Origin of the sequence: Emticicia sp. 17c (assembly GCF_037153985.1) — a bacterium.
GTDB lineage: Bacteria > Bacteroidota > Bacteroidia > Cytophagales > Spirosomataceae > Emticicia.
Genome location: NZ_JBBAYI010000007.1, coordinates 258,484 through 281,906 on the forward strand (window position 1 = coordinate 258,484; position 23,423 = coordinate 281,906).

At 34.0% G+C, this 23,423-nt stretch carries 28 protein-coding genes; 10 read left to right on the plus strand and 18 right to left on the minus strand.

The window, feature by feature from the left end:
- Positions 1–262: 262 nt before the first annotated feature.
- A complete protein-coding gene (locus tag WAA15_RS15280) occupies positions 263–982 on the plus strand; it encodes a hypothetical protein (RefSeq protein WP_337043660.1) in 720 nt (239 codons plus the stop codon).
- Positions 983–1,053: 71 nt separating this feature from the next.
- On the opposite strand, the gene WAA15_RS15285 is transcribed toward WAA15_RS15280, so the two are convergent.
- Entirely contained in the window at positions 1,054–2,238 is a 1,185-nt protein-coding gene (locus WAA15_RS15285; RefSeq protein ID WP_337043661.1) for a PQQ-binding-like beta-propeller repeat protein, read from the minus strand.
- A gap of 293 nt (positions 2,239–2,531) precedes the next feature.
- On the opposite strand from WAA15_RS15285, the gene WAA15_RS15290 reads away from it, so the two are divergent.
- Entirely contained in the window at positions 2,532–2,801 is a 270-nt protein-coding gene (locus WAA15_RS15290) for a hypothetical protein (RefSeq protein ID WP_337043662.1), read from the plus strand.
- A gap of 69 nt (positions 2,802–2,870) precedes the next feature.
- On the opposite strand, the gene WAA15_RS15295 is transcribed toward WAA15_RS15290, so the two are convergent.
- The 9 genes from WAA15_RS15295 to WAA15_RS15335 form a co-directional block, all read right to left on the minus strand.
- Positions 2,871–3,308, minus strand: coding sequence for a hypothetical protein (locus WAA15_RS15295; RefSeq protein WP_337043663.1), 438 nt, complete (start codon positions 3,306–3,308; stop codon positions 2,871–2,873).
- 71 nt (positions 3,309–3,379) lie between these two features.
- Positions 3,380–4,345: a toprim domain-containing protein gene (locus WAA15_RS15300; protein WP_337043664.1), complete on the minus strand. Its 966-nt coding sequence runs from the start codon at positions 4,343–4,345 to the stop codon at positions 3,380–3,382.
- 247 nt (positions 4,346–4,592) lie between these two features.
- Complete coding sequence (locus tag WAA15_RS15305) at positions 4,593–5,861, minus strand: primase-helicase family protein (RefSeq protein WP_337043665.1); 1,269 nt, start codon at positions 5,859–5,861, stop codon at positions 4,593–4,595.
- A 111-nt stretch (positions 5,862–5,972) separates the two neighbouring features.
- Entirely contained in the window at positions 5,973–6,203 is a 231-nt protein-coding gene (locus WAA15_RS15310) for a hypothetical protein (RefSeq protein ID WP_337043666.1), read from the minus strand.
- Positions 6,200–6,376, minus strand: coding sequence for a hypothetical protein (locus tag WAA15_RS15315; protein ID WP_337043667.1), 177 nt, complete (start codon positions 6,374–6,376; stop codon positions 6,200–6,202). Before WAA15_RS15315 ends, WAA15_RS15310 begins: the two co-directional genes overlap by 4 nt.
- 11 nt (positions 6,377–6,387) lie before the next feature.
- Positions 6,388–6,639 (minus strand): hypothetical protein, encoded by a 252-nt coding sequence (locus WAA15_RS15320; RefSeq protein WP_337043668.1) that lies wholly within the window; start codon positions 6,637–6,639, stop codon positions 6,388–6,390.
- Positions 6,636–6,899 (minus strand): hypothetical protein, encoded by a 264-nt coding sequence (locus WAA15_RS15325; protein ID WP_337043669.1) that lies wholly within the window; start codon positions 6,897–6,899, stop codon positions 6,636–6,638. Before WAA15_RS15325 ends, WAA15_RS15320 begins: the two co-directional genes overlap by 4 nt.
- 352 nt (positions 6,900–7,251) lie before the next feature.
- On the minus strand, positions 7,252–7,428 hold the full coding sequence (locus WAA15_RS15330; RefSeq protein WP_337043670.1) for a hypothetical protein: 177 nt from the start codon (positions 7,426–7,428) through the stop codon (positions 7,252–7,254).
- The gene (locus WAA15_RS15335) at positions 7,425–7,694 is read right to left on the minus strand and encodes a hypothetical protein (RefSeq protein ID WP_337043671.1); all 270 of its coding nucleotides are present in this window, start codon (positions 7,692–7,694) and stop codon (positions 7,425–7,427) included. Before WAA15_RS15335 ends, WAA15_RS15330 begins: the two co-directional genes overlap by 4 nt.
- Positions 7,695–7,833: 139 nt before the next feature.
- On the opposite strand from WAA15_RS15335, the gene WAA15_RS15340 reads away from it, so the two are divergent.
- Positions 7,834–8,169, plus strand: coding sequence for a helix-turn-helix domain-containing protein (locus WAA15_RS15340; protein WP_337043672.1), 336 nt, complete (start codon positions 7,834–7,836; stop codon positions 8,167–8,169).
- A gap of 271 nt (positions 8,170–8,440) precedes the next feature.
- Here the strand turns inward: WAA15_RS15340 and WAA15_RS15345 are convergent, their stop codons facing one another.
- The 5 genes from WAA15_RS15345 to WAA15_RS15365 all read right to left on the minus strand — a co-directional run bounded on the left by WAA15_RS15345 (position 8,441) and on the right by WAA15_RS15365 (position 14,951).
- Positions 8,441–9,700: a Shedu immune nuclease family protein gene (locus WAA15_RS15345; protein WP_337043673.1), complete on the minus strand. Its 1,260-nt coding sequence runs from the start codon at positions 9,698–9,700 to the stop codon at positions 8,441–8,443.
- A gap of 83 nt (positions 9,701–9,783) precedes the next feature.
- Complete coding sequence (locus WAA15_RS15350; protein WP_337043674.1) at positions 9,784–11,715, minus strand: DUF3732 domain-containing protein; 1,932 nt, start codon at positions 11,713–11,715, stop codon at positions 9,784–9,786.
- A gap of 2 nt (positions 11,716–11,717) precedes the next feature.
- Positions 11,718–12,212, minus strand: coding sequence for a three component ABC system middle component (locus tag WAA15_RS15355; RefSeq protein ID WP_337043675.1), 495 nt, complete (start codon positions 12,210–12,212; stop codon positions 11,718–11,720).
- A complete protein-coding gene (locus WAA15_RS15360) occupies positions 12,209–13,399 on the minus strand; it encodes an ABC-three component system protein (protein WP_337043677.1) in 1,191 nt (396 codons plus the stop codon). Before WAA15_RS15360 ends, WAA15_RS15355 begins: the two co-directional genes overlap by 4 nt.
- Positions 13,400–13,805: 406 nt before the next feature.
- The gene (locus WAA15_RS15365) at positions 13,806–14,951 is read right to left on the minus strand and encodes a tyrosine-type recombinase/integrase (RefSeq protein WP_337043678.1); all 1,146 of its coding nucleotides are present in this window, start codon (positions 14,949–14,951) and stop codon (positions 13,806–13,808) included.
- A 275-nt stretch (positions 14,952–15,226) separates the two neighbouring features.
- Between WAA15_RS15365 and WAA15_RS15370 the strand changes: the two genes are divergently transcribed.
- The 4 genes from WAA15_RS15370 to WAA15_RS15385 all read left to right on the plus strand — a co-directional run bounded on the left by WAA15_RS15370 (position 15,227) and on the right by WAA15_RS15385 (position 17,663).
- Positions 15,227–15,958 (plus strand): SDR family oxidoreductase, encoded by a 732-nt coding sequence (locus WAA15_RS15370; RefSeq protein ID WP_337043679.1) that lies wholly within the window; start codon positions 15,227–15,229, stop codon positions 15,956–15,958.
- Positions 15,959–15,987: 29 nt separating this feature from the next.
- A complete protein-coding gene (locus tag WAA15_RS15375; protein ID WP_337043680.1) occupies positions 15,988–16,341 on the plus strand; it encodes a hypothetical protein in 354 nt (117 codons plus the stop codon).
- A gap of 5 nt (positions 16,342–16,346) precedes the next feature.
- The gene (locus tag WAA15_RS15380; protein ID WP_337043681.1) at positions 16,347–17,264 is read left to right on the plus strand and encodes a helix-turn-helix domain-containing protein; all 918 of its coding nucleotides are present in this window, start codon (positions 16,347–16,349) and stop codon (positions 17,262–17,264) included.
- Between the two features lie 135 nt (positions 17,265–17,399).
- Positions 17,400–17,663: a hypothetical protein gene (locus WAA15_RS15385; RefSeq protein ID WP_337043682.1), complete on the plus strand. Its 264-nt coding sequence runs from the start codon at positions 17,400–17,402 to the stop codon at positions 17,661–17,663.
- 60 nt (positions 17,664–17,723) lie between these two features.
- Here the strand turns inward: WAA15_RS15385 and WAA15_RS15390 are convergent, their stop codons facing one another.
- Positions 17,724–17,879, minus strand: a complete 156-nt coding sequence (locus WAA15_RS15390; RefSeq protein WP_337043683.1) for a hypothetical protein — start codon at positions 17,877–17,879, stop codon at positions 17,724–17,726.
- 222 nt (positions 17,880–18,101) lie between these two features.
- Here WAA15_RS15390 and WAA15_RS15395 point away from each other — a divergent pair, with 222 nt between their 5' ends.
- Positions 18,102–18,971, plus strand: coding sequence for a sugar phosphate isomerase/epimerase family protein (locus tag WAA15_RS15395; protein ID WP_337043684.1), 870 nt, complete (start codon positions 18,102–18,104; stop codon positions 18,969–18,971).
- Between the two features lie 180 nt (positions 18,972–19,151).
- Here the strand turns inward: WAA15_RS15395 and WAA15_RS15400 are convergent, their stop codons facing one another.
- Entirely contained in the window at positions 19,152–19,694 is a 543-nt protein-coding gene (locus WAA15_RS15400) for a DinB family protein (RefSeq protein ID WP_337043685.1), read from the minus strand.
- A 295-nt stretch (positions 19,695–19,989) separates the two neighbouring features.
- On the opposite strand from WAA15_RS15400, the gene WAA15_RS15405 reads away from it, so the two are divergent.
- The gene (locus WAA15_RS15405; RefSeq protein ID WP_337043686.1) at positions 19,990–22,002 is read left to right on the plus strand and encodes a M13 family metallopeptidase; all 2,013 of its coding nucleotides are present in this window, start codon (positions 19,990–19,992) and stop codon (positions 22,000–22,002) included.
- A 192-nt stretch (positions 22,003–22,194) separates the two neighbouring features.
- Here the strand turns inward: WAA15_RS15405 and WAA15_RS15410 are convergent, their stop codons facing one another.
- The gene (locus tag WAA15_RS15410) at positions 22,195–22,830 is read right to left on the minus strand and encodes a M23 family metallopeptidase (RefSeq protein ID WP_337043687.1); all 636 of its coding nucleotides are present in this window, start codon (positions 22,828–22,830) and stop codon (positions 22,195–22,197) included.
- A 225-nt stretch (positions 22,831–23,055) separates the two neighbouring features.
- Here WAA15_RS15410 and WAA15_RS15415 point away from each other — a divergent pair, with 225 nt between their 5' ends.
- Entirely contained in the window at positions 23,056–23,418 is a 363-nt protein-coding gene (locus tag WAA15_RS15415; RefSeq protein ID WP_337043688.1) for a DUF4180 domain-containing protein, read from the plus strand.
- Positions 23,419–23,423 lie beyond the last annotated feature (5 nt).

A 23,423-nucleotide genomic window follows, 5' to 3' on the forward strand; every position in this document is an offset into this window, starting at 1 on the left:
CAAAACGAGGTTCTAGCACAAAATAGTATAATAAAAAAATCATATCCAAAGACATCAACATTTTTATTACACAGATTCGAGTCAAATTTGACACTCTTTTGTGTAGAAAATGCACTACAAATGTATAAATCATTTATAAAAATTGAAATAATGCTGATATTTTTTTTTTAACGGTATTTTGCTAATGATGATAAAACTCTTAAATAACTCTTTTTGCTACATATTTACTAACTTTAACTGTTCACTTTAAACTTAAAACAATATGCAAGATTACATTTATTGCCGTGAATACGGCTTACAGCTCGTAATGTTTAATGTTAACTTCGGACGAAGCGAAGCCCGCGACAACCCGTTGGTAATCATCAACCAATCAGTACCCCAAGGCACACCGCTATGGACTGGCTCTATTGAATATAAGCCAGAAAATGAAATAATCGCGCTAAACAGGGTCTTATATAGTAAACTTATTACTCTTAGTGATTTTAACGGGTACGACCACATTTATGTAGGCAAGAAAAGTAATTTTTATTTTCAGAATGTACCTTTCGACTTCGTAAACGACAAGTGGAAAATAAGAGATTTAAACCACCCGCTTAACAATTATAAATTTAACGTTTGGGATAGGGAACATATCAAGAATATCCTTAACAACTTTCTAACCAAGCAAAAAGAAGAAGTCTTTAACCTGTTTTATGCCGAGATTTACAAGTCAGACGGTTTAAATAAGTCTTTAAGAATTTTAGAGGCTGTAATTGAGTTAAAAGACGATTTTTTGCCATTATTAACCCCTGCCGAGCTAGTTTTTTTACCTGCTTCGGATGACCTTCTTAATAAAGACAAGCAAAAAGGAAGCCCGCCCGAATCAGGTATGGGTACAGGTAAAGGCACTACCACTAACAATAGTTCTACTACAAAAACTATTTTCGGTCTTTCCTTGATAGGTTTGGGGCTTTATGCCATGAAAAAGAAGAAGATTATTTAACTAAACAAAGCCCGATTAGTTTCGGGCTTTGTTTTAGATGTTTATTAATACACTTTAAGTTGAAGCAATAATTAGTTTACACTTCCTGAAACACCTGAATAATGCACTTTATTATCTGAATCAATTACGGTTGCGCTGGTAAAAATATAATCATCTGCTTCAAATTCCCATTTCTTTGTACCTGTGATAGCATCAATAGCATATAATCTTCTTTGCTGTCCCCCTATATAAACCACTCCATTAGCTATTGTAGGACTAGCAATTGTGCCAAAAACTCCAATGTTAAATTTCCATTTCATTTGGAACGTTTTTGCGTCATAGGCATAGAGATACCCATCTTTATTTCCAAAATATAGTAGGCCATTACTTACTATGGGACTAGATTCTATTTCTCCACCTGTAACAATTTCTTTCTGCATAAGTCCAGTAGTAGCATCTAATACATATAATATATGGTCAGAACTACCGAAATATAATAAATTGTCTTTAACGGTTGGACTTGAACGTATTTTATCTCCAGTCTTAAACTCCCATTTTTTTACTCCCGAATTCGCATCAATAGCATATAACTTTTTATCATCAGAACCAAAATATATAATGCCATTATTAAAACATATTCCTGAATATATGGCATTGGACTTATCCGTAGAAAACTTCCATTTTAAAGTTCCATCTTTTACATCTAAAGCAAATATTTTTCCATTAGAATTAGTGAAATAGATTATATTATTGGCTATTGTAGGGCTAGATTCAATACTACCCCTACTTGAATACGGATTATTTGGGTCATCACTAGGACAAAGAAATTCCCATTTCTTTATACCAGTTTTGGCATCATATGCAAATAGGGAAGAGCGGCATCCAAAATAAATAATATCATTAAGTATTATAGGTGTATCCCCTTTATCTGACCTATCTAAATATGGAAAATTCCAAATTAAATCTTCTGTACTTATATCATAAACAAAAATTCCTCCATAACTAGGGCTAAATATTTTCCCGTCAAAATAGGCTGGACATTCCAAACTACCTGCAATGTTCCCCCCTTTCCATTGAATGGTGCCTGTACTAGCCTTTATTACATATAAATCATATCCCCAATCCCCAATAATAACTGCTGTATTACTCGCTGTAGGGGGAGAAGGTATTACAGGATTATTATTTGTGCTATTATTATTTGAGGGGGTAGTTATATTATCTTTTGAGCAAGAAATATATATAAATGATACAGTAAAAATTGTAAGTAAATTCTTCATAATATTGATTAGATTTATAACTTGGAAAAGAATAGTACAATAAAAAATTTAATTAAAATTTTAAATAATTATAGTAAACCCTATTTCTTTAGGAAGATTTCTAAAATACTACTTTTAGCCATATTGGTTAGGATTATAGTCAAAAATATGCAATGTTATGATATTATTTTTATAGAGTAACGAGTAATAAAGAATTTTTTATTTATGGGAGTTAAAATGTTGCAGTATTTTGCTTTGTATTGTCATAAATATTGCTTATATTGGTTAAATAATATTAATATACTATCATTTATATGACTGCATTTATTACACCTAAAGACTTGCAAAGAATCAAGGGTTATGCTTATATAACTGCTCAAAGAAAAATTCAAAAAGTAAAGCTGAAATATAATTGTAAGAATGTTACCGTTCAGCAATTTTGTGAATATTTCAATGAAAATTACTTAGAAATATTTGCTATGCTTAATGCCAAAAATGAATTAGAATATCTTCGCCTAATGAAAGAAGGAGCCAAAGAAGGCTATGCAGTAGGATTCAAAGGGGTATTGATGGGATTAGCTTAAATATTATTAAGCCATTAAAAAAGCCTTGAAATTAACTTTCAAGGCTTTTTAAGTAGATAGACATTCTACTTACTGTACTGCTTCTAATACCTCCGTTCCATAAATATCTTTCCCATCAACAAACCTGTTGGGTAATACTTTGAACTCCTGAGCAAGAAACCTTTCGTTAAACTCTCTGAATGCTTTGGTCGGTGCAACAAACTCCATGAAATGTTCATTCATCATGTGCATTGAGGATATATACTTTTCAATGGTTTGCAATGTGGCATCTTTGGGTAAATGCCTTCTGAAAAAACAGTACCTAACAAAATAAATACTCCAATCTATCTTGGCGTATTCGTCCAGATAAAAGACCTCTGTTTGCCCTTCTTCTTCGGTGCTTTCCTGATTGTCTGCCAATCTTTTGTAATGTGCCTTCTGCTTGCATGATTCCGAGCAATATTTGGCGGTAGCTCTCTTGCTGTCAAACTTCTTTTGACAAACTTCGCATTTCAATTTGTGTTCCATTATCGTATGATTTAAAGTATAAAAAAAGATGTATTAGCGTATGATTAAGCGTTAGTTATAGTCAAATAGCGTTAAACGCTACTTTTACGCTTTCCTAACAGATAATCGTTAAAATCCTTACTGTTAGGGTAGATTATTTCCGACTGATTAATTACTTGATATTGTTTATTAATTAGTTGATTTACAGCATTTTGACCGCCTTTGTCATTGTCTAAAAAACTGTTAATAATTGTATTAGCGTTAAAATAAGCGTAAGAAAGTGTAATATTGTTGGTTGTGTTTAGCACTATGCTAGTATTCTTAAAGGACGTAGTATTATAGTACTGTAAGGCTGAAAGAAAATCAAAGAAACCCTCGAATAAATTAACGGTATCGGTTTGTTTATCGAATACCGTAATGCCGTTAGCGGTCTTGCCTTTATAATCCAAAGGGTTTCTTAGTTCATAACCCCCGCCATTATTGGCGAAGCCTAAAGCAAAATAGGCTTTATCCTGATTGATAAAATGGACTTCTTTCAGATAGATGTTTGCCAGTTCAATACTGATACCTCTTTGCTGAATGTATCTAATGAGTGCCGAATGTGTCACGGGTTTTACGCTGACTATTTGAATCTTGCTTTCTTTGGTTAGAGAATCTTTGCCGGAGAGGCGCACTCCGCTAAAAGAAAAAGAGAAACCTGTATTGCCACTTTTTAGGCTCTCTAAGCGACTGACGGCATCTGAGAAAGGTATTTGCTCAATTAATCGGATTAAACGAATGATGTCGCCTTTTTGACCACTTGCGAAGTCATGGAATACATTTTTCTTGGGTTCTACAAAGAATGAAGGGGTCTTTTCTTCTGTTAATGGTGAGAAGTAAACCAACTGATGCTGTATGGTGCTGTGTGGCTCTTTACCAATGGTCTGTAAATAACTAACTATCGGTAATTGCTTTAAGCTATTGATATACGATTTGCTGTAAAACATCTCTTTTTCTTTTAGCGGTGAAATTGTACTGCCAATGCGTTTTGGGAGAATACCCCCTATTTTTTGGAACATTTGGAACAAATCCTATTTGAGCGTTTTTTTTGGAACTTTGGAACACTTTTGGAACATTTTTGGAACAAGCTATTTTTCTTACTATTAGTTACTTATCTACCTTTGTTCCAATGTTCCAAGATTTTAAGAAAAATAGAAACCACTTGTTTTGAGCTTCTTTTTGTTCCATTTGCTGTTCTAAACCTGTTCCAAACTGTTCCAAAAAAGCCCTTTTGGGGCTATTTCTCGAAAGGTCGTTTGTACTTTTCTAAGATTGAAATTGTTGTCTTTTGAATTGAAAATGGTAGTTGTTCTCATTGGTCGGGTGATAACTGCCAATGGCGGCACGTTCTGCCAGCTTCAAACTATGGTAGGTGTACCTATTCTTTTTTTGCTCTGTTAGGTTGAGTTCTTCAATAAGGGCTTTCTTGATTTTGGAGCGGTCTAAGAATCGCATACGTCCTTCTAATTCTTCATACAGGTTTGAGACCGAAAAGCTCAATTCGGCTTCTTCTTCAAAGTAGTTGAAGGAATCCATAATGAGTTCTTTAATGGCTTTGGCTGTCGGGGATAGGCTGTTTTGATAGTAGCATTCTAATTGCGGGGTGTAGTAGCTCTCTAATGCAAAATACATACGGCTTTCTTCCGTATGGACTAAGGTACGTTTGCTAAGAAAATGTAAGAAGTTGGGTATCTCTTTAGCTATGTCGCTTTCAATATTGGGATTCTCTTTTCTGCCTGTCTCTGTGAATGTCGGTACTTTGAACACAGCAAAGCGGTTTTCTCCTTTCTCTATCGGTAGGGCTTTGCCTTCATCGTTACTCAGAAAAACAAACTTGCCAAAGAAATCCAATTGCCTTTGGGCTTTGTTCTTTTCATTCGATGTTACTTTGCCTGTCTCTGTACTAAACCTTTTGAGCATCTGCATGATGCTGTTTTTCTCTAAGGATGTTTCATCCACAATAATGACTAAACGTTTAATCCATATCGAATTAAACTGACTGTCTAATTCAGCGTTACCCAGTTTAGCCGAATTATCCTGAAAGATAAGTTTTAACAAATTGCCAAAGGTGCTTTTACCTGTACCCCTTGCTCTGGATTCCAGAAGTAAAATAGGCAGCCTTTGCGTAGGTTTGGTATAAAGTAGCTGTAAATAGTCTAAAGCAAAATCAAGTTTATCACCAAAGATATGTTTGAGTAAGTCTAAGATAGTCGGGAATTGCCCTTCCTGTGGTTGATGTGATAACTGGTAATATTCATTAAAAAAGCCTTGTACTACCTGTTGGTAGTGGGTATGGGATGGCACTAAACAAAAGCCTTCGTACTTTTTGATTGAGCGGTAGAAATCACTATTCTTGCCTAAATCGTCCTGTACCGTTCCTTTGTCTCTTCTGACGTATGTACGGAAGAGTTTACCGTCTTTGTCAGGAATAAAGACTTCTTTCATGTATTCATCACCGACACGGATAAACTTTTTCGCTAGGGCTTCTTTATCTGAATAGCTAAATTTTTCTTGATTATCTTGCTGATTGGTCATAACTTTAGGGTGAAAGTTTGATTTACGATTGGTCTTTATCGGTAAGCAGTTCTATGGCGGTAGGACTGCTTTTTTATTGGCTTTTGGGAAAAATGAAGCACGAAAAAAAGGCTATTGTTTAGCCTTTCTATCAAGGATGTTCCGAACGTCTTTGAGTTGGTCTTTGAGCTTGCCACGTGCTGAGAAGATGCAGGGGGTCAGAAACAAGACTGCTTCATCAATGGTTTTCTTATAAGCGGTATAATCCTTGTCTTTTTGCTGTTCTTCTGCCAACTGTTTTTCTAAGCGTTCTACTTTTTCGATTAACTGCCGTCTGATGGCTAATTCAGGGTTAAGGCTCATAGTTTAAGTTTGTTTAATGCGTTTGACAAAGTATATCTTTCTTTGGCTGATAGCGTGAAGGTGATAGAACAAGCGTGTAGGTGTGTTTCTTGCCTTTGGGCTTTTAAAAAGCCTGTCAGGGCTGCAAGCATTTGACTGACTAATTTTTGTTCTTCTTGGTTGAGTGATTCCATGATAGAGCGATTTAACAGGGTTGGAAAATGTCTAATCGGGTGAAACCGTTGTAATGTCCACTAATGACCATTTGCAAGCCTTCACGGGTGATATATGCCATGATAGCGGCTAATTCATCGAAGTTGATAGACGTAACAACAAGGTAGATTCTTTGCCCTTTGTGTTTAAACTGTTTTATTTCGCTTGACTGGATTTTGTCAGGCTTTTGGATGAAAACAGCAAGGGCGTTGAGCGTGTCGGTGTTGATTTTATGGGTGTTCATAAGGAAAAATCAAAAGGTTGGAAAATACGTAAAAGCAAGCAATGAGAAAGGCTAATGAAACTGATACGTAAGCCTTGTTTGTCAAGCGTGGAAAGAATCCTTTGTAAATCAGCAGAACTAACGATAGTTACCATGATATGGGCTTCTTTGGGTCTTTTGGTGTTTCGTTGGATAAGTGCCGAAGAAATGATTCTTTCTTTTTTATGGAAGCAATCAAGGACGTTATCAATGGTTTGTTGATTGATTTTGCTCTCTCTCATGGTAACAAGTGGTTTTGTTTGTAAGCGAGATACTAATTTTATTTAAGTGGTAATTCAGATAAAAGAACAAATGATGTTTGATACAGAAATCAATCAGAGCCATACAATGAGCCATATCAAAGGAGATGTATTTAAGTTCTAATGAATCGGGCAATTGTTGGCAGTCGTGGAAATTGCAAAGCTGATTATCTTGTAAAAGTGCATCAATTAAGGTATCGGTTTGTGTTTGTGTCATGGAATGAATGCAGTTTTTAGGCTACTGCCAGTGAGCAAAAGAATGATTGGTATGAGTAGACAAATAGGCAATAGGCAAATGATTATTGCTATGGTTTTGCAAGTGTCTTTCATAAGGCTATTGGGTTTTAAAGGTTTCTGTAATGGCATACACCCAATAGGCAGTTATCAAGGCAATAGGCAGATATAAAACACACCACTCATTTGCACCTTTACATACTACGATTGCCATAAAAGGCAAAAGCCACAAACAAAAAACAAGGATAGAGATTAGCGTAATTATGTACGTTTTCATAGTGTGGAAATTGATAATTGTTGTTTATTCTCTTGTGTTTGTCTCACAAGTCTTGCATGGTTTGCAATCATTTCACGCAAGATGTTTATTTTGGTAATAAACTTCATGGGAACTTCTTCTACTGGTAGAAAAGAATAAGTTCTTAGAAATGCTTGATAGTCAGCATTAGAAATGAAGTCTTTTTTCCAAGTGGTGACAATTCCACCGTAGAACTGTTTAGCGTTATCATAGACCGCTCTAAGCTCATTTTTTTGTTTAGTAACCATAGTAGTTTTAAAATAAATTTGTATCAGTAATGAAATAAATTAATATATAATGTGTTATAATTGCATATTAATTCTAACACAAATCTATGTGTGTATTATATAAATTCCAAATAAATTCCAAAATAAAATAAATTTGGCTATGATTCACCACGGTAAAAATTTACAAAGGATTGCCAACGAAAAGGGTTTGAATAAAACCCAAATAGCAAAGATGCTTGGTAAAACGTCACAATCAGTTGATTATGACTTTAAAAGGGAAGTCTTAAATATTGAGACTTTAAAGAAGTATTCACAAGTATTAGAAATATCATTAGATAAGATTCAAATGGATTCAAAAGAAAATCCAAATGATTATATGGCAAAGTACTATAAAGCGATTGAAGAATTAAATTATTTAAAAGGAGTACTTTTAAAGAATGGTATTAGAGTAGATATGCCAAATTTTAATCGTGTTAGTAGCTATGCGACTGTGTAAAATACATATATTTTTTGTCTGTACTAACACAGTTACTAACATAGTGCAAGCAGGGTGCTTGTAAGTCGCTGAAAATAAATAGTTTAAGTCTTAAAGTCCGTTCTCGGCTCTGGGTACGCAGTAAACAAATAAATGGCCGTAATTAATTGATTTTCAGTTAGTTACGGTTTTTTGTTTTGTTGGGGTGGTGGGTTTGTTAGCACTGGTGTTAGCAACTGGTTTTTTGAACCAAGATTTTAGATTTTATGAAGTTATTCTACGATTTTCTTACTCAAGTTGTCATTAATGTTTGAAGACTTTCAATTTTTCTTTGAAGTTCGTCAAAAGTCAAAATTTCAACATCTTTACAGTTACTTCTAAAAAGTTCAAACGAGTATTTTTGACTATCGTCAAGGTCTTTATTAGAGCCAATTAATACAACACATTTAGAATTGAATGTTTCAAAATTTTCTTTGCTTTTGACTTTATGTCCATAAAATTCCTTCTGAAAATTGTCTCTTTGATTAAGAACTTGAACTATGCAGCCTGTTAATTCTTTTGTTGCGCTATAAACATCTTCACCTCTATAAGGTGTATTTTCAAGTAATTTAGTTTTGTGGGTTTTTAATTCAACAAATGAGACGTTATTGCTTAAACTATTTTTAATAAGAAAATCATTAAACTTGCCGTTTTGATTATCAATAGTTTTACCACCTACGTATGCTTCTCTTTTAAAAAGTATTACTGGTTGAGCAAAAATCGATGAAAAAATCCAACTATTATTTCTTAAAAACTCTTGCCATTGTTTTTCTAAACTTTCACCATCTGTTTTTAATGCCATTAGTTCTTTATATTTTTTTAGGGTTTCTTGAATATATTTAGTGTCAACAATCTCTTTCGTTTTAGAAAGGGCTGTTTTAGTCAAGAAGTTTGTACTAATGGAAAGTTTATCAAATAGTTCTTTTATTGCATTTTTATCAGCGTCAGAAAATTCATCAATACTATTACCCCAAGCAGCTAAAGAATTTGCAAGTGCATCGGGTAAATAAGTATTAGTTGGTTTAGAAATTAATTTCGGGAAAGTATTATGTAAGTTAATTTGAAGTATAAATTCTACTTCAGCTTTATTTTTTTTAAAAACACTTCTAAATGCTGAATGAAGTTGTTCTAATGATTTTTCATCTAAATAGAGTTTTTTATTTGGAATGTCTAAATCTACTTTACCACCCTTTTCAATTATAATATTTTCAATATCATATTTATCATTTATAAAGTCTGCAAAAGGGTTCATAGTTTTAATAAATCCCCAACCATGACTTTCGGTTTTGAAAACACCTATTGGAAGTTTCCCTTTAAAACCTTTGTATACAAAAGTTTTAATTGTTCTATATTTGTCTCCTCCCTCAAAACCTCTTGGATAGTGAATAATTGTATCTTTATTTTTAAAAACTTCTCTTGAAATCTGATTTATTTTTTTTTCACTATCGATATAATAATAAACCTTCTTAGTTTTTGAATCAGTTACAAGCTTCTCACCTTTAAATTTAACCATGACTTTAAAATATTAGATAAGGGTGAAATGATAAATGATTTTGCGACCACTATCAGTAGATAAATTTTATTTTAAATTCAAATTTATTTTTGCATCTTTTCCCAATCATTTGGAATTAACTTCAAGCCGTCTCTCCAAACTTCTGTAACTGATTCTTTAAAGTTTTCAGTTTGTAAATATGCATGGTCGGTTATAATAACTTGTAAGTTTGGCGTTAAAGACGATACCACTTTGAATATAAAATCAAACATTTTATAAACAGCGATTTCATCCGAACTAACCTCTACAAGGTTATCCGTTTTCTCAGGTGGGTAGTAAACTTGTGTAGGCTGGTCAATAAGTACAAATCTTGGAACTGGTCTGTTATTCTGAATAAAATGTTGGTGTAAAGCAAAAATTATAAGTAAATGATAAGCTACCCAGTTAGCTCCACTTCCTATTTGTGGTAGAGCTATAGGCTTATTAGCATCAACAAACAAAGTGAGTTTATTAATATCAAACCTTATGGGGTCATTTTCATATTCCACATCCAAATTTTGAACCCACTTACTCATTTGAAGATTAATTTTATTTAAGATTGATAAGAGTCTGTCTTTCTCATTCTCATCATCAATTAATTTTTCAAGTTCTGAGATTTTACCTTTAATATCTGCAATTTTAATATCTATGTTTTCTTTCCCCTCATCTTTTTCTATGCTTTCAAGAAATAAACTTACCCTTCCTATTATTTTTCCACGTCTAATATTTAAATCTCTAAGTGTCCTTGCTTTTTCATTTTCTACGTATAAAGCAGTAATGTTTTTTTCTACTTGTTGTAGTTCAGATTCCAAAATATTATAATCAGAATCTAAAGTATCTATATAAGCTTGCACTCTTGGACTTTCTGCGCTTGTCGACTCTAAATCATTCCTTATACTTATTAAAGATTCATTGATATTCTGAATTGTTGGGATTGGAACTTCAAGATGATTGTTACACAGGGGACATTGTGTTGAATTAATTTCTAGACTTGAATTATAAAGCCTTATAGACTCTAATCTTATTTCTTGCTGCTTGGCTTCTTTAGAATATCCAAATGAATTTTTAAGATAATCAGTAACAGCCTTTTTATTATCTAGGATTTTTCCAAGTTCAATTTTTAATTCTTTTCTTTTATCAATTAAATCTTTTAACCCACTATTTTCAGCTTTAACTTCTAGTGGTTGGTACTCCCATTTAGAAACTTCTTCTAATAATTTATAAGCTTCTGATTGAGTTATAGGATTAGTTTTTTTATTTAAAATCCCTATTTCTTTTGCTTCCTCAATTAGTGAAAATGCTTGACTTATTCCTTCTGCCTTTATTTTCTCTGCTTCTCTTTTTTCTCTAATAAGTCTATTAAGCTGTTTTTTTAATTGATTTAGTTCACTTTCAATCAATAACGCATCTTCATTAACAGCTCCCAAAAAATAGGGTAGAGTATCTCTTATTGATTGAGGAACGAATTCTTTATTTTGATTATAAAATAGCTGATGGGGGTCAGCAACTAAATATTGAGGCTGATAACAGTAAAATCTAGAATGTTTAAAATTTGCTTTAAGAGGTTCTCTCGTTAAAGAATCTGGGATATGTAAATTTTCTGAAATCCCGATTTTACGAGTTAAAAAATCTTTTAATGTTTCAATATTAATATTGGAATTTATATCCACTAGGTTAGGAATTTCCGTATCAAGGTTTCTTATCAAACAGGCTGTTGACGAAGCTTGTATATCTTTTATGTTAGGATTTTCCCTAGCAATAAATGCTTTTTCTCCATCATTAAATATCACGATTAATGAAAAAAATGACACCGAATCACGTATTATGCCTTCTGGTATATCGCAATTACTAGAAGCTAGGCAATAATTGACAATTTCAATAATTGCAGATTTACCAGACTTAGACTCCCCTGTTATAATATTTACTTTCCCTTGCTCAAAAGGAAGAATTCTTTTTTCTCCCTTTAGACTAAATAAAATTATCTTATCAATTTGCATATTTAAGGTAGTATTCTAAAAAAAGAATAAATTGATTTTACATTTTTTGTTACAGCTAACCATTTACCAAGCATTTCTGCTTTTTTTAATATATTATTATATTCTGCATAATCTTCACTAACAATTGGGGTATTTCTCTTATCATTTGCTATTATTTCTCCATCTTCATTAATATTAATCTTTTCATACATTAACAAAAAAGATATAGCTTCCTTTGTGTATTTTACCATACTCCTTGCCCTTATAGCGAAATCAAAGAAAAGATTGTCATTTTCTTCTACCCAAACAAATAAATATGTCTTTGTAGTTTTTGGCATTTTATTCCGAGTTTCTTCATGTAGTAAAATTGGAAGTATAATGAATGAAAATGCAAAAGGAAAATTAGTTGATGAATTCTTATTATAATTGCTAATTGCAACTCTTAATACTTCTCCACAAAAAGCCGGATTAAAAAGATTAGCTACTATTGGATTTCTTTCTTCCCAAATTGATTTCATAATTCTTCGTTATATTTTGGATGCCACCCTACTTTTTTCATATCCGATAACATTTGGTAACTTCCACGAGTTAAATAGTCTTCATTAAATTTTTCTCTAATTTTAATCTGTGGACAAGTTTTTGCAAATTGTTCTAAGTAGAAATCTTTTCCGAGAGCTTGTAATTCTTCACTTTTTTTTCCATCAGCTAAATCACACATAATATCAAAAATGTTACGCCAATGGTCTTGTAACCGTCTATCATATTCTTCTTCTTCATCAGGATTCAACAATTGTAGTCTCATCCATTTTGACCTTTGTTCAAAAGCCCTTCTAAAATCACTAATTGCTCTTTTTACAGTTCCTGACTTAATTTTAAGCTGGATTAATTCTAGCTGTTTTAAGAATTTTTTATCTTTTAATGAGTCAATGTCTTCTTCTGAAACTTCAATTTGGTCAGGAAAATGATTTGGTAGATTATCTGCAGTAAAAGATTCACTAATATTTGCTATTTTTAATTGAAGTTCTTGTGAATCAATATAATCAATTTTTGAGCTTAAATTTTCAATTGATTTTTTTAACCACCATCCTTCCAGAATTTCTAAAAAAGCATCTAAACGTTCGGGATATGTAGAAAAAATCAACTCCTTTTTAATTTTTGAATTCACTTCCTCCATTCCAACTGATTTATCAATAATGGTTATTTTTTTTAATAATTTCTTTTTATTTTCTATACTTAGTTTTTGAAAAGCTTCATAAGCTTTTTTATTGGTGACATTTGTTGAATTAATCGCTACATCATCTAATCTATTAACTAAGTCTGTAATATCATCATCAGATAAATCGGTTTTTTTGAATTTTATAAGAAAGCTACTCTCTGGAATTTCTTCAGTCGTAATTAAATTAAAAGAAGTGTTTTCAAGGTCGATTATGTTTTGTAATATATGCTCCGACCAAATTCTTATAGTTTTCCAAAAATCGACACTAGAATCCGTTAAATTTGCTTTACTCTTAATATGTAGTTTTGTTTGATATAAAATCATAGTCTTTAAATCTTCGATTTCTACATCATCAAGATTCTCAATTCTAACTTTTGGATTATTTAATTCTTTTGACTGGTTTAATAGGAGTAATAATGCATATTTAATTTGGTAGAAATACCCTAATGAGGGCTCCTTTGCCGAAAATTCCGTATCTATTGTACTCATTATTAAACTCAATTATACATAGTTTTTACACTATATAGTTTTTATATTGATAGTAAGTAGTATTAAAGAAATGTACATATAATGATATAAATACAACTTAGAGCTTTTTATAGTTAATAATTAGCCCAAGGCATTTATTTATAGAAATATGAACATTACTTGTGTTAATATTAACAATTAATAGGCTTAATGTCAATAATTAGCAATAGTAATATTATATTTTTATTAAGTCAAATAAACTTATTATACGGATATCTTTTAGGAATAATACATAAAAAAAGCCTTAAAGCTCAACTTTAAGGCTTATATACAAAAGGATTACTTTAAGATTTATTCAGTCAAAATTTCTACCCCATAAATTTCTTTATTATCAACAAAGCGATTAGGGAAAACTTAGGGTATTCATTTAATAACAAAAATCAAAAATAGCCCTATCTAAAAACAAGCCTATCTTTTTTAAGTAAATCTCTGTTGTGGCTAGGCTTTTATGTCGGTTAATTCGCTGAATCATTTTAATGTCCATACCAGCCAGATAAGCATGGATATTACCCGTATGTTTCCAAGCGTACAACGTAGTGATTCTTTCTTTATATATCTCCAATTCTTTCAAAACCTGTTTATGCTCAGTTGTGGCATAGTTAGCTGATAATTTATCAGTCGATGGTGTTAGATTCTTTCCAAAAAGATAAAATGAAGCCGGATAATTGAGTAGTTTATTTTCTTCGATTAAATCATATAATGGCTTAAGAATCGGGATAACATCAAGCGTATTAGTTTTTGATACTTCACCTTTTACTTTGATGGTTCTTAACCTCAGGTCAATATCTCCCACTTTGAGATGAATTAATTCTTTAGGTCTCAGAAAAGCATAAAATATAAATCTTGTAAAGAGGTATAATCTGTAATTATGCTTTTTCAAGTAGTTTTCAATGGCTTGTTTTTCGTAGTCATTGAAGGGGGGGTTGAAATCACCATCGGCTTTATTAATATTTAATCTGATGCCAGTAAACGGATTAGAAGCTATTATTTTTTTTCTATTAGCTTCTGAAAAAGTGGCTTTCAGATGGTTGAGCGTATTCTTTACAGTGTTCGGATTGTAAGCAGTGGCAAAAGACTCAAAAAAGGTATTAACCAAGTCTTGATTAATTTCATTCATTTGATTGATTCTGACTTGCTTGAGGAACTTGCATAAATGGTACACAGAAGTTTTGTAAGTACTTTTTGATTTGTCACGTAATCTCATACCCTGAATTAATTGCACTAAGGTTGTTTGTATTTGAGCGGTTACAATAGGGAGTTGCTGAGCTTGTTTTTGAGCTTTATTGAATTGTTCAATAATTTTAACAATTTTCTTTTCGGCTACTTTGTAACGTTGTTTGTGATTTAATTTAGATGAAATCCATTGTATTTTACGGCTTTTAGTGTTCAGTACGGAGTCTTTTATATAATACTCAATATACCATCTTTTGGAATGGTCACCAGCATAATCTTTGAGAATAGGCTTAGTAATAGATAAAAAAAGAGTTGTCTTATTTTTTGTAAATGTGTTCATCTAATGCAATATTGGATTCTTGAACAGCCTTAAATTATCTTAAGGCTGTCAAGGATGCTGATTAAAAATTATTGACCGATATTTTCCACTCCCTAAATATCTTTCCCATCGATAAACCTATTAGGCAGAACTTTAAATTATCTATTCAATAACAACAGCCAAAGCAATTTAAGCGGTGTTTATGGCAACGCATTTTCGGCTAAAACAAAACGCGTTTCGGCTAAATCTGTTTTTAAAAGCTGTTGCAACTTTGCATCAACAAAAAACAGAAGAAAATGGACTTAAAAAATAGTACTATCCTGATTACCGGCGGAACCAGCGGAATCGGTTTAGAGTTTGTCAGACAACTCACTGCCCACGGGGCAAATATTATCGTAACGGGGCGTAACCCTGAGGCCTTGAACGATACAAAAAAGATGTTTCCGGCTGTTAAAACATTTCAGAGCGATGTAAGTAACCCGCAAGACATTGAACAACTTTGTGAGCGTGTTACGGCACAATTCCCTGAGTTGAATATCATTATTAATAATGCGGGTATCATGCGGGAAATAAACCTGCTTGACTCCTCAAAAGATTTACAGAATATAACCCGCGAAATTGACACCAATTTATCAGGAACCATCCAGATGGTGCATCAGTTTTTACCTCATCTGCAAAAGCAAAAATCATCGGCAGTTGTCAATGTTTCATCGGCTATTGCGTTTATGGGTTATGCCATTGCACCAATATATAGTGCCTCAAAAGCTGGCGTTCATACCTATACGAAAGTTCTACGGGCGCAACTCAAGAAAACAAATGTAAAGGTTTTTGAAGTAATACCACCGGGCGTTACAACACCTCTGCAAAAGGATTTTGAACATCAGCCCAACCCCAGCCAGATGATGAACGTTGAGAAAATGGTAGCGGTAGCTATAAAAGGAATTTTAAACGACAAGCCGGAAATAAAACCCGGATTAAGCAAAGTGGTAAAATTCATGAGCAGATTTATGCCTGATTTCGTATATTAACAGCAAACAACTATAAAACTACATTAAACATGGTAAAGAATATCATTTCCTTAGTGCTATTGTTGGTTTCAGTGGCACTAAGTTTTAAACACGGTTGGGATACGTTCAATTATAAAAATAATCCTGACGCATCCAGAATGATGGCTGAATTAGGAATTAACGAATCGTTTGTGCCTTATTTCGGTGCTTTAACCGTTATAATCGGTATCTTGTTGCTCATTCCTCAGACTTTTTTTCTGGGTAACCTTCTCAATGCAATATCTATTCTTCTTATTATGGCTTTGTCGTTGCAAGGCGGTAATTATAAAACGGCATTAATAGAAATTCCGTTTTTGGTTATACCGCTGGTCATGATTTGGTTGAAATATCCGTTTAAAAACTAATAGAAATGGCAACCCCCAAACCATTAAGAATTAAAACCATTACCGAAGGACACCGGATATTGGGTTTACCAAAGCCCGAGCATCCACTCATTAGTGTCTTGAATTATGCGGCCCTGCAAATGCCTGAAAATACCGAAGAACTAAGCGTAATGTTTGATTTTTATTATATTTCGCTGAAAAGAGGCTTTCGGAATAAACTGTTTTACGGCCAACAAACGTATGATTTTGATGAAGGAATGATGTATTTTGTTGCTCCTGCCCAGCTATTGAGAGGGGCGGGGCCAAGCCCTGAAGATGACCTCTCAGGCTGGATTCTACTCATTCATCCTGACCTTTTATGGGGTACTTCGCTGGCTAAAAAAATAAAACAGTATGAGTTCTTTAGCTATGCCGTAAACGAAGCCCTGTTTTTGTCGGATAAAGAAGAGACTCTTATCAATGGTATTATCGAAAATATCAGGACAGAATACCATAGCAATATCGACAGGTTCAGTCAGGATATTCTTGTGTCACACCTGGAAACGCTACTGAATTATGCCGAACGTTTTTACCAGCGGCAGTTCATTACCCGTAAGAAAAGTAATCATCAGGTGCTTGAACGATTGGAAAAACTCCTTTCCGATTACTTTAACAGCGAAGATTTAGTGACCAAAGGTTTACCAACCGTACAGTATATCTCAGATAATTTAAACGTTTCGGCGGGTTATCTGAGAGGTTTGCTTAAAACCCTGACCGGACAAAGTACCCAGCAACACATTCATGAAAAACTGATTGAAAAAGCCAAAGAAAAACTATCAACCACCGATTTAACAGTCAGCGAAATAGCCTATGATTTGGGTTTTGAACATTTGCAGTCGTTCAGTAAGTTGTTTAAATCAAAAACTAATGTTTCTCCTTTAGAATTTCGGCAGGCGTTTAACTGAGGCTTCTTTCATAGTTTTCTTAAAATAGCCTCTGTTTTTCTAAGGCAGTATCAGTCAGTAAACCTCAATAATTGCTTCTTTGTATTTATATGAGTTACTTTGCCTGTGCAAATAACAATAATTCATAACAACGCTATGGAAAAAATGCCCAATACTCAGGATTACGCTAAAATGACTCTTGAAGAATTAATGGAAGAAGAGAAGAAAATGAAATCGCAACGAATCATAACTGCCCTATTCATAGGTTTTCTGATTGGCATTGCAGTTTATTCTGCTGTATACAAAGGATTTGTACTTACTGTTATTTTACTAGTAGTAGTTTTTTTAATTGGCCGCAGGCATTCACAATCATTGAAAAATATTCAGGCAGAAATAAACCGCAGGAATAATGCGCAGTAGGTCTTTGGGCAATTTTCTGTTAGCTTTAGTACCATAGATTTACTTATCCATGAATGCTAGTCATTGTTTTAGCATTCTTTCAAAACTATCTTTGTGCTTCTCTACTGCTTCTATCAAATGAAACTTTACGTAGGTTTTGCCTTTAGGGTAAGGCTCAGGAAGCCCCGTTTCATCTTTGATTAATTCGTTTTTATAAAAAACTATTGCTACAATCATGCTAATTTGAGGGCGTTTTTATAACATTAGCACGTAAGACAAATGAAACTGTTATATACTGAAACAGATTTCCATACAGCTATTTCAGTATAAGACAATTCAAAGAAAAAACTATATATTTCTTTATTGTCTTTTTTTTAGATATTGAGAATAGTTTCCTACTTTTGCTTTCGGAATGAGATAAATGCTCATAATTACGTACCCTCTAAAAACTCTTATCAAATGAAAAATGTACTTTTTTTTAGGCTTTTAGGTCTAACCATTTTGATGTCGGTGAGCTTATCTGTTTTCTCTCAGAAGAAATCAGGAGGTATGACCCTCTATACGGTTCGCAATGAAATGGGCAAAGACCCTAAAGCTACCTTGAAGCAAGTGGCAGACCTCGGTTATAAATATATAGAAGCAGTAGATTATAAAGATGGCAAATTTTATGGAATGGCTCCTGACGAATTTAAATCTTACCTGAAAAGTTTGGGCCTTAAGCCTATTTCGGTTCACATGGGGTCTATGACGCTAGATAACGCCGACAAACTTGTAGCAGACGTAAAAGCTGCCGGTTTTAAATATTTTGTAGCACCGGTGCCACCAATGGGCATGTTTAAATTTGATGCCAAAGCCAGAAGTCTGACAATGGACCCTGATGTTGAAAAACTAGCCAATATCCTGAACACAATAGCACACAAAGCAAAAGATGCCGGATTGGAATTTCTGTACCACAACCATAATTTTGAGTTTGAAAAGAATAAAGACGGAATAGTACCGATAGATTATCTACTTGAGCACCTTGACCCTAAATACGTAAATTTTCAGATGGATTTGTATTGGGTAACTAAAGCGGGCGTTGACCCTGTGGATTATTTCAAGAAATATCCGGGTCGTTTTAAAATGTGGCATGTAAAAGATATGGATTCCCAAGAGCGTTTTGCACCAGTTGGGCAAGGAAAAATAGATTTCAAACGGATTCTGGCTAATAAGAAACTATCAGGTATGAAATACTACATAGTAGAACAAGACCAGACTTTCGACGGCATGAAACCATTCGAAGCTCTTAAACTCAGCAAAGAAGGTTTAAAGAAATTTGGGTTTAACTGATAAATATACAATGCAGATTTGCATTAAATACTTGGTCCTGAAACTGGTATCTTTAAACCAATTTCAGGACCAAACTTTTTAATTGGAAAATGGCTTTTGAAACTAAGCTCTTATGCCGATTAATGTGCCTATTTTTATATTAATCTCTACCAAAACACTCAAAAAACTGTTGATTTGACTTTAATCCTTTGTAAAGTCAACGTTAGATATATCTCCAGCCCTAAATGACCATTCCATGTGTTTATTTAAATCTTGTCGTAAAAACATATTTAATTGCGCTGTATGATGTTGCGTGTGTCTTAGGTTATAAAGTAGAATTTCCAAAATCGGATAATCCATATCATTAGGGTCGTCGCCTTCTTTAAACCTTTCATTTAGTTTTTCGTCAGTCAAAGACTCAATAAGTTGCTTACATTTATTACGGCTTTGGTTAAGATATCCCACAATTTCTTGTTTACTGTAATCTCTGTCAGGTATTAAATTATCAATAGCGTCTTTGGGTCTTGCTTCCGGTTCCTTATCTGTAAAAGAAAGGAGCGGTAAAAAATCTTTGGGTGGAAGTGTCAAATAGTAGTCTAAAAAAATTGTACTATGAAACGCAATATAGTAAAACCGTCGATTGGTCGAAAAATAGTTTTCAGGACAATTGGAAATTACATTTATGAGCATATCAATACTCGCTCCCAACTGATTCCATAATACTTGTCTTAGGTTTTTGTCCATCTATTAATAATTTGATTTTTGTTTATGGTTATTTTCTGAAAACCAACCCAGCAGTAAGGTTTTATTTTTATTCAGAAAAGGTTTCCAAACAGATAACCCATGAAATTACCTGCTATTGCATCCTTTTTGAATTTATATATTTTCTCTCCTATTTGAAATGATTTTGCCATTTTTGTTATTTCATTAATATTTTTGAATAGTTTGGATATATAATTTATCTTGCGTTGAGTATTCAAAAATACCTAATAACTTGTTAAAACAAAAACACTCTAATCAACAACCCGACAAACAAAACATGAAAAAAATCTTTCCTCTTTCTTTCATTCTCTTATTGGCTTTAGTTAGTGCGCAACCTGCATTGGCGCAGAAAGTGCATATTACTGATATTGACCCAAGCGTCAAACCCGGTGATGATTTCTTTATGTATGTAAATGGCAAATGGTACAATTCAGTCGAGATTCCGTCTACTCAGACAGGAGTAGGCTCATATTCATTCATGAATTTTCCGCAACGTATCCGTATGCAGGGTATTCTTGATAGCGTTTCGGCTACTAAAAGTCCGGCGGGTAGCATTGGCCAGAAAGTAGGAGATTTTTATGCGTCGGGGCTAGATGTTGCCACCATCAACAAACGAGGCTATGAACCCATAAAGCCCTTGCTTAAAAGCATTGACGGTATCAAAGATGTGTCATCGCTGATGAAATTTGTTACAGGGCAACAGAAGATGAACAATTACTCAATTATCGGGTTTCGTGTTGGTCCTGATATTAAAAATAGTGCCATCAATATCGTGAATCTGAGCCAGACAGGCATCGGGCTGCCCGAAAGAGATTATTATTTCAGAACCGACTCTTCTACTCTCGGCATTCAGAAAGCATATACAGCCTACCTGACTAAATTATTCGTACTATCTGGCACCGAGCCATCAGCAGCGGCTAAAATGGCATCAGCCGCTTATGCAATTGAGAAAGAACTGGCGGCCTCACACAAAACCAACATTGAACGCAGAAATGTACAGGCCAATTACAATAAATTGAAATTGTCGGAAATTGTTGCCAAGCAACCTAACATCGGTTGGGATGCTTATTTCAAAGGGTTAGGCTTAAAGGTAGACACCCTGAATATGCAACAACCAGCCTATTATGACCGTCTGAACGCCTTACTCGCTTCGGCATCTATCGAAGACTGGAAAGCCTATTTAAAAGCAAAATCGCTAACGGCCTACGCCGATTTACTTAGCGAACCATTTAGCAAGGCATCTTTCGAATACTCGAAAATTCTGACAGGGCAGGCTACACAAAAACCACGTGGCGAAGAAATAACCGAGGCCGTTGACCGTTCGCTTGGGCATTTGCTAGCACAATTATATGTAAAAAAATATTTTCCTGAAGAAGCCAAAAAACGGATGCGTATATTGGTAGATAACCTCAAAACCGCTTTTGAAGCCCGTATTACCCGCCTCGATTGGATGAGCGACTCCACCAAAGCTAAAGCTAAAGAAAAACTTTATGCCTTTACCGAAAAAATCGGGTATCCTGATAAGTGGAGAGATTACTCGGCTGTAAAAATTAATCGTGGCACCTACTTCGAAAACCGTCTGGCTACCAGTCAGAACGATTTCAATTATATGGTATCCAAATTAGGTAAAGCCGTTGACCGCACCGAATGGGGTACTACGCCACCAACCGTAACGGCCTATAATAATCCACCGCTAAATGAAATTGTGTTTCCGGCGGGTATTTTGCAACCACCATATTTTGATTTAAACGCCGACGATGCCCTTAATTATGGAGGCATAGGCATGGTGATTGGTCATGAAATTACACACTCATTCGACGACCAGGGCGCACAATACGACAAAGTTGGTAATGTTAAAAACTGGTGGAAAGCAGATGACTTTAAGAAGTTCAAAGCCCGAACCCAACAGGTTATAGACCAGTATAATCAGTTTACGGTACTTGATTCGGTACATGTAAAAGGAGCATTAACCGTCGGAGAAAATACGGCCGATATTGCAGGAATCGCTATTGCATTTGATGCCTTTAAACTTACTGACCAATACAAGAATGGCGAAAAAATTGATGGATTTACACCTGAGCAGCGTTTCTTTATTTCAATTGCCAGAATATGGCGTGTTAAAACCAAAGATGCCTTTATGCGGATGTATGTAAACACTAATCCACACTCGCCAGCCAAATGGCGTGTAAACGGTCCTCTCATGAATTTTACGCCGTTCTATAAGGCATTTAATGTGCAACCCGGCGATAAAATGTATAAACCCGAAACTGAACGTATTACGGTTTGGTAAACATAAGCTACTACTGAAACAGATTGATAAAATCTGTTTCAGTAGTATATATTACCATTACTATATGCTTTAGTAACTACTACCATAACTTTACCTATTTAATAATTATCCTGTGGTTTTCAGGTAGTTAGCAGCCATAAAAAAGCCCATAAAGGGCTTTAAATAATGCTTTTATTCTCAAATAATTGGTAATCAGGCTAATTTGCCTTTCTGCGCCCAAAGCATACTTACACCCTCCGACTCGAAATCAAGAAACAAAAAATCGAAAGGGTCAATGTAGCTATTGTTTTTCTTGAGTGTATAATGCAAATGTGGGCCTGTTACGGTTCCGGTAGCACCCACCTTACCAATCAACTGATGCCGTGTGATATTCTGCCCTTTCTTGACAGATATTTTGCTCAAATGCCCATAAATAGACTCGAAACCGTAAGAATGTTTAATTTTTACATAGTTACCTATATCGCTCTTATAACCCGCCTCAATTACCTGCCCATCTCCTGTGGCATACACTTTTTCACCAACATCGCCTTTCAAATCAATTCCTCTATGAAATTTTGTTACATTATGAACAGGATGGTTCCGCGAACCATAAAAGGAGTTGATATGAATGTCTTTATCTAAAGGGTAACCTGCGGGTATGGTATGTATGTAGTTTTCTTTGAGAGGGTCGCTATAAATATAGCGTAAGATGTCGTTTACTTCGAGCAGAGGTGTTAATCCTTTCCAGTTGTCTTCTTTTGTTGTTAAATTGTTGAGAGCGATGTTTTGAGAAAATCCTACACTACTAATTCCTGAAATTAATAATAAACTAAACGCTAATTTCTTCATTCCTGACCTTTTTTGTTAAAAAATATTTGCAAAAGTAACCAATTTAATCTGAACGGCTAAATTTTATAATTATTGCCCCATAGCTTTATTTGACAATTATATCCTTGAAAAGTTTAATCAAATGCCACTTATTTGCTGAATTAGCAATAAATATCCTCGAATAATGGGCTTTAAAAAGAATATCATATCTTTGATGTTTCTGAAATATATGCTTATCTGAATTAAATGAATATTGAAATTACCACAGAAGATAACGTTTCTATTGCTGAACTAAAAGCAGACAGTATAGTAATAAACGATGTACAAGATGCACTCGATATACTGGCTAATGCAGCGTATTCAGGAGCTAGTAGCCTGATTATACATCAGCACAACCTAACGCCTGATTTCTTTGATTTAAAAACAAAAGTTGCCGGAGAAATTCTTCAGAAGTTTTCGACCTATAATATGCCGTTGGCTATTGTAGGAGATTTCTCAAATTTTACCAGCAAAAGCCTGCATGACTTTATTTACGAAAGTAATAAAGGCGGAAAAGTGAACTTTGTTAATACACTGGAAGAAGCAAAGCAAAGACTAAAACGGTGTTGAGGATA